The organism is uncultured Methanobrevibacter sp. (genome assembly GCF_937906425.1).
In the GTDB taxonomy this organism is placed as follows: domain Archaea; phylum Methanobacteriota; class Methanobacteria; order Methanobacteriales; family Methanobacteriaceae; genus Methanobrevibacter.
Genome location: NZ_CALCYR010000128.1, coordinates 1 through 6,761, shown reverse-complemented (window position 1 = coordinate 6,761; position 6,761 = coordinate 1). Strand labels below are relative to the sequence as shown.

Genomic DNA, 6,761 nt, shown 5'->3' with positions numbered 1-6,761 from the left:
CTATTTTACTATTTTTATTTTTTTTTAATTATTTTTAATTATTTTTAATTATTTTTAACTATTTTTATTATTTTTTAATTATTTAAACTATTTTAAACTATTTTAATTATTTTTAATTATTTTAAATCATTTTTAACTATTTTTATTATTTCTTTAATTATTTTAAACAATTAAGTTTCTTATTTTTTTTAATGAATTGATTATAAGTAAATTTTTATTTAATTTATAAAAGTATGGATTTAAATAAAATAAAATAAGTTTAATTAATAAAAAGAAGTTTAAATTAAAAATAAAATAAAATATTAACTTTAAATTTAAAATAAAACTAAAAAATAAGTTTAAATAAAAAATAAGATATTAAAATAAATAAAAAACAAGTCTAAATTTAAAAAAGATCCAATTAGAATTGAATAAAAATAAAAAAAGAAGGAGTTAAAACTCCTTAAAATGTTTTTTAGACTATTTAATGGAAATAGTAGCTTTCTTAGTTACAGCCTTATAATATGAGTTTCCGCTAAACTTAATTATTGCAGTGTACTTGCCCTTCTTAGTTAATTTGCTAAGTTTTAATGTAACGACTCCCTTTGAATTGGTTTTTGCAGTGTATGTCTTCTTATTGACAGTTAGGCTTATCTTTACATTTTTTATTGCAAGCTTCTTGTCTGACTTTAATGTAGCGGTGTATTTCTTTGTTGCCTTAAGTTTAAATGTTTTTGAGGCTGCTGTTAGCTTAGGAATTGCCTTTACTACTTTTACCTTTGCTGTAGTTTGCGAACTTAAATAATCAAGGTCTCCTGCAAACTTGACTCTTGCAATATATGTTTTAGGAGCAAGGTTTGCAGGAACTGTAAATGAGATCTTGCCCTTTGCATCGGTGGTTTTTGTATATGTCTTGCCATTTAAAACAATGCTGACCTTTTTATTTGCAAGGGGCATATCATTATAGTCCATTAAAGTAATTGTCATCTTTTTTGATGTCTTATAGCTTGTGCTTACAGAAGATGCGATTATATAACTTGGAAAAGTCTTAAGTATTTTAAAGCTGCCATTTACTGAAGTCGGATTATAGTAGCTGTCACCTAAATATTTAAGTTCCCAATTATGGCTTCCTCTGCTTAAGCTGCCTATGTCAATAAATTCAAGTGGAAATTCATATTCATCGTCCAATGAATTCTCATCTACTATTTCTCCATCTATATAAAGAATCAGGTCTCCTGAAATATCATTTGGAATGCTGGTCGGACAAAATGAAATGTAATATTCTCCATCATAATAGTCATCCAGACAAATCTCATCAGGAATCTCTACAATTATTTCCCAATCTGGATTTTCATCCCTTATGCTGGACATAATGGATTTTGAAAAGATTTCTTCATCATCATTGAAAAGCCTGATGTGGAAGTAGTAATTTCCAATATCCAAACTGGGATATTTTATATTGACAATTCCCTTGGCTGAACCGTTATATATTTCCTTGACATGATTGCTCATTTCATAATAGTCTTCATCTTTCAGGTATTCTGTATCATAGACGTCAATGATAAGGCGTCCTGTGAAATCTTCAGGAGATTGAACTCTTATTGAGTAGCCATTGATGATTTTTGACCAGACCCCTGTAGCCAAATCTATATTTGGTCCGACTTGTATTGATGTAATCAGGTCTTCGATTTTGTAGTCATCCCCCTCATAGCGGATAAGAAAATCATGTTGGCCTAATGGGAAATCGTATAATGGGATGGATGCAAATCCATTTTTCATAGGGACAGATTTAATCAAGTCCCCTGCAGTGTATTCATTATCTCCATAAAGATTGTATTCAGATTGGTAAAGGCTTAGATTGCCTTTTGCATCATTTGGCAATGTTAAATTAATTGTTCTATTGTCTGCCATATACCTTATTCCCTCCCATTCGGGAGCAAGAATCTTGCCTGTAACATTGATTAGAAATGTCAGGCTTCTTTTTGGCAATTTGCTGTCCTCGTAGGTGAAGGTCAAATTGTTTTCACCTAAGACAAGCTCATTGAAATAATAGTTCTCACAGTAATAGCTGTAATCATTGCCTGATATTACAATTGCATATTCCTTGCCATTTGCATTTAATATCAGATTTTTTGTAGTCCCTTCAATCAATCTTATTTCACACTCTAAAACATCGCCGTAGGAATATTCATCTTCAATTCCATTAACCTCAAAGTAATAGTCGCTTATGTTGAAGGAACCTTTCAGATATAGGCTTTCATAATTGCTGCCTGTATAGTTGACTGTATAGCTATGCTGTCCAAAGGATAAGGAATCGAGTGAAATGCTTATTGTTGACTCCAAATCAAGCTCATCATCATCTGCCGGATTCCTGATTCGGGCATCATATGCTGAATCCTTGAATACCCTTTTATTGTCAATGTAAACTGTTAGGTTTCCTTTTGCATCAAGTGCAAATTCACAAATCATTGCAGAATTGCGATCATCCCAATCTCCTTTAATTATATTTTCCGGAATGAGGAGTTTAAAGTAGTAATATTCAAATTCCTTTTGAACTGAAAAGGGAGCGTATTCATCATTGCCGTCGAATTTGACTTCAATGCTGTGGGTTCCATAGCTTAAGTTAAGATCATTCAAATCAAAATAATCCTCTTCATAATCGTCGTCCCAATAACTGATGATTGGGCGATTGTAGACTTCCAAGCCATCTACTGAAATGGAATAGTTTCCATCCACATCATCAAAAAAGGTACAGCTTACTGTGGAAAAGTAATCATAGAGGTCTTCCTCAAATGTAGTGTAGCCTCCCTTCCTGACTGAATCCGGAATCATTATTTCATAATTGACTTCATATTTGTCATCATTGTCTGAGAGTTTTGAATCTTCAGATTCTTTTTTGAGGGCAGTGTCCTTTTCAAGACTTTCAATCTGATTTGAATTGTCAATTTCCATTTCATTATTAAAATCTGAGTCTGCAATTTCCATTTCATTTGCAGTGCTTAAATTGCCAATGCTTGTATCTTCTGCACTGACTGAAGAAAGGGATATTGCACTTACTATTAAAATCATTAATAGTAAAATTGAATATTTTTTATTAAAAATAATTAAAACCTCCACAAAATTAAAAAACTAAAACGAAATTTTAAAATTAATTCATTAAATGTTTAATTTAATATGTGTTTTACAAGTATTTATATGTTGATAATTAAAGTTTACAAATTAGATGGAAAATCCTTATAAAAATAGCATTTGGGCATTTTTATGGTTTATTTTTAAAATTGTTTAAAGTTTTTTTTTAAAATTTTTAAGCTTTAATTTTGTTTCGATAAAAAATTTAAATTATTTTGTTTAAAGTTTTTTTTAAAATTTTTAAGCTTTAATTTTATTTTGCTAAAAAATTTAAATATTATATTTTCAATAAATTATACTAATTAATAATTAATAATTTTAAGTGTTTAAAAAAAATTTTTAGGTGAAAATTTGAAATTTAGTTTTAAAATGGATTTAATTTTTATTTTATCATTTGCTTTATTATTGTCCCTTTCATCTGTTTCTGCTTTGGATATTGGTGGAAATGATTCTATTATTGATGATGAAAGTTTTATAGTCTGTAATGATGAGGGTAATTATAATTTGGATTTTAATCCTGCTGATTTGGAAGACTTTAGTGCTGGGGAAGACTTTAGTATTGAGGAAGACTTTAGTACTGAGGAAGACTTTAATGCTGGGGAAGACTTTAGTATTGAGGAAGACTTTAGTACTGGGGAAGACTTTAGCACTGATTTAAAAAATAAAAACAAAGTTTCTTCAAGTGTTTCATTGAATGGGGGCAGCTTTGAAGATATTCAATCAGCTATTGACAATGCAAATGACAATGATACAATTGTACTTAGCGGTACTTTCATAAGCTCTGGTGAGCGTATTACTGTAAACAAGACTCTTTCCATAGAGTCTTCAAGTGCTGCTGTATTGGATGGAAATCAAAGTTCTCAAATATTCTTTATTGTCAGTGATAATGTGGTTTTAAAGGGTTTGACCTTGAAAAACGGAATTACCTTAGATGATGAGCCTCGTACCGATTATAAGGGTGCCATTAGTTGGGCAGGTGATAATGGTACAGTTTATAATTGCAGCTTTATAAACAATAAGGCCTATAGCAAAGGTTATGGGGCTGCAATCAGGGTCTCCCAGTCTATTCATGTTGAAAATTCAAGTTTTATCAACAATTCAGGATTTAAGGCTGGTGCAATATTTTTATCAGGTTCCTCCAATTCGATTGTAAATGGCTGTGTTTTTATAAACAATTCAGCAAATGAATCTGGTGCAATCTATTGCGGTCAGTCCAACTCTCTATTTTCAAATAATATATTTGAAGGAAACACTGCAGATAGTGCAGGGGGAGCTGTTTCATGGTGCGGATCCAATGGTTTTATTATAAACAATACATTTGTCAATAACACTGCAGGAACTAAAGGGGGAGCCATATGCTTTACAGGTTCTGGAAATTCAGTCAACGGTTCAATATTTGCAAATAACTCTGCAAGTGAAGGGGGAGCAATCCACAGCGACAAATATCTTTCCTATGTTGAAAATTCCATTTTTGACAATAACCATGCAAATCTTGCTTCAGTCTTTTATGGTGAAAGCTTTTATATGAATAACAATTTCTATGGAATTGATTATTCATCTTCCGATGAGATAAGGGGTGCCGGTTTGATTTATAATGGAGTATCAAATCAGGGAGTCAGCAATTGGGTAAATCTCATAAGCTCATTTGATTTGGTCTATTCTGTCTTAAGTCCAATAAATGTTGACAATCTTATTTATAAAAGTTCAAATGGTGTTTTTGTCTCAATGCCTGAATATGAATTTGGAATTTCAAATGATAAAAGCGGAAATTCATTCAGTTCAGATATTTTTACAGTTTCCAATGAAAAACGGATCCAATATATTCCAAGTGTAAAAACAAATGACACCGCTCATATTTACAGCTTCTTAAGCGGAAAAAAGATTCTTGATTTTCCTATTTTGTTTATAGGTCAATTGGATATTGATGATAATGGAACCGGTGATAACTCTTCTGATGATAATGGAACCGGCGGAGGTTCTTCTGATATTAATGGAACTGCTGGTGAAAACGGTACAGGTGCTAACAGTACTGAAAATGGCACTGATACCAATGGCACAGACACTAATGCAACTGAAAACAGTACTGATACTAACGCTACTGATAATAGTACAGATACAAATTCAAGTGAGGGGAATATTACAAAGACTCCTAGTCTCTCAATTTCAGTCCCTGATGTCTATGAAGGTCACAGACCTGTGCTTTACATTAATTTAACCTATGGGGAAACTAAATTAAATGGAGTTAAGCTAAGCTGTGTTGTTGATGATTTTACATGCCAAATTGAGGTTTATAATGGATTTTCCACATTTTCCCTTCCTATTTTCGATATAGGTTCCTATGACCTCAGCATTGATTTTGCAGGAAATGATGAATATCTTCCTGTAAGCGCATCTACAGTATTCAATGTATTAAGCGGAAGTCCAAGTGAAGATCCTGATGAGAATGTGACAGTCAAGGAAAGCCCTATACTTATTGCCTTCGGTTCCCAAGAGCTCTACAGTAGAAATGCAAGCTTAAGCATTTTATTCTTTAATGTGGCTGGAAACTATCTGGATGCTGATTTAATCATTAAAATTGATGATATGGAGGAAAAGATAAGCATTATTGACGGTCATGCAAATCTCTATTATTCAGATTTGTCTGTTGGGACACATGAGGTCAGTGTAATATTCAATGGTTCCAATCGTTATGATTATGTTGATGCAAACACTACAATCATTGTTGACAGAATGGGAACAGTTATTGAATATGAAAACATGACTACTGCATCAATCAATTATCTTATTGATGGCAGAAAGGGGGATTATTTCAATGTCACCCTTAAAGATCAGTATGGTAATCCGTTGGCAAATAAGCCTGTTCAAATAGGTTTTAATGGTCATATCTATACTCCGGTAACAGATAATGATGGAAAGGCAAGCATTCAGATAAATCTTGCAGTTTCAGGAAATTACACCTTTGCAATATGTTTCTTAAGTGATGATGGTTATTATGCTAGTTTTGAAGTGGCAAAAATCACTGTAAATAAGCAGACTCCTAAATTGACCACTTCCAATAAGTCTTATAGGATTACAGCAAAAAGCAAAAAGATCACTGCTACATTTAAGACTTCAAGAGGAACTGCTCTTAGGAATAAGAAAATCAGCTTTACAGTAAACGGAAAGACTTACACTGCTAAGACCAATTCTAAGGGAATTGCTAGTGTAAATGTTAGTTTGTCTAAGAAAAAAACTTATGCATTCACTGTAAAATATGCTGGTGATGACGTTTATAAGGCCATTTCTAAATCTGGTAAAATAGTGATTCGTTAATCGGGATCTTTTAATTTGATTTCAGGAGATTTAATTAATTTTTAATTGATTAAATCTTTTTTTTGTTTTTTATTTCTTTTCATTCTCTTTTTTAATTTAATTTTTAATAATTTTAATATTTTTTAATTAATTTTTTTTAATTTTTTTTAATTTTTTAGCTATTTTTAATAATTTTTAATAATTTTAATATTTTTTGGTCTTGTTGAAATCCTAAAAATTTTTATAAAAATTTTCTAAAATAAAGGATTAAAATAAATAAAATAAATTCTTAAAATAGGTTTTCAACAGACCCAAAATAGATCGGAAGAGCGTCGTGTAGGGAAAGAGTGTAGATCTCGGTG

At 31.2% G+C, this 6,761-nt stretch carries 2 protein-coding genes; one reads left to right on the top strand and one right to left on the bottom strand.

Annotated features, from left to right (window positions below; all coding sequences use genetic code 11):
- Positions 1–459: 459 nt before the first annotated feature.
- Complete coding sequence (locus tag Q0138_RS03740; RefSeq protein ID WP_297981097.1) at positions 460–3,048, bottom strand: hypothetical protein; 2,589 nt, start codon at positions 3,046–3,048, stop codon at positions 460–462.
- Positions 3,049–3,459: 411 nt separating this feature from the next.
- Here Q0138_RS03740 and Q0138_RS03735 point away from each other — a divergent pair, with 411 nt between their 5' ends.
- Positions 3,460–6,420, top strand: a complete 2,961-nt coding sequence (locus Q0138_RS03735) for a hypothetical protein (protein WP_297981093.1) — start codon at positions 3,460–3,462, stop codon at positions 6,418–6,420.
- The last annotated feature ends 341 nt before the right edge of the window (positions 6,421–6,761 follow it).

Coding starts and splice junctions, on each gene's coding strand:
- Q0138_RS03740 (WP_297981097.1), bottom strand. CDS start 3,048: ATGATTTTAATAGTAAGTGCAATATCCCTTTCTTCAGTCAGTGCAGAA.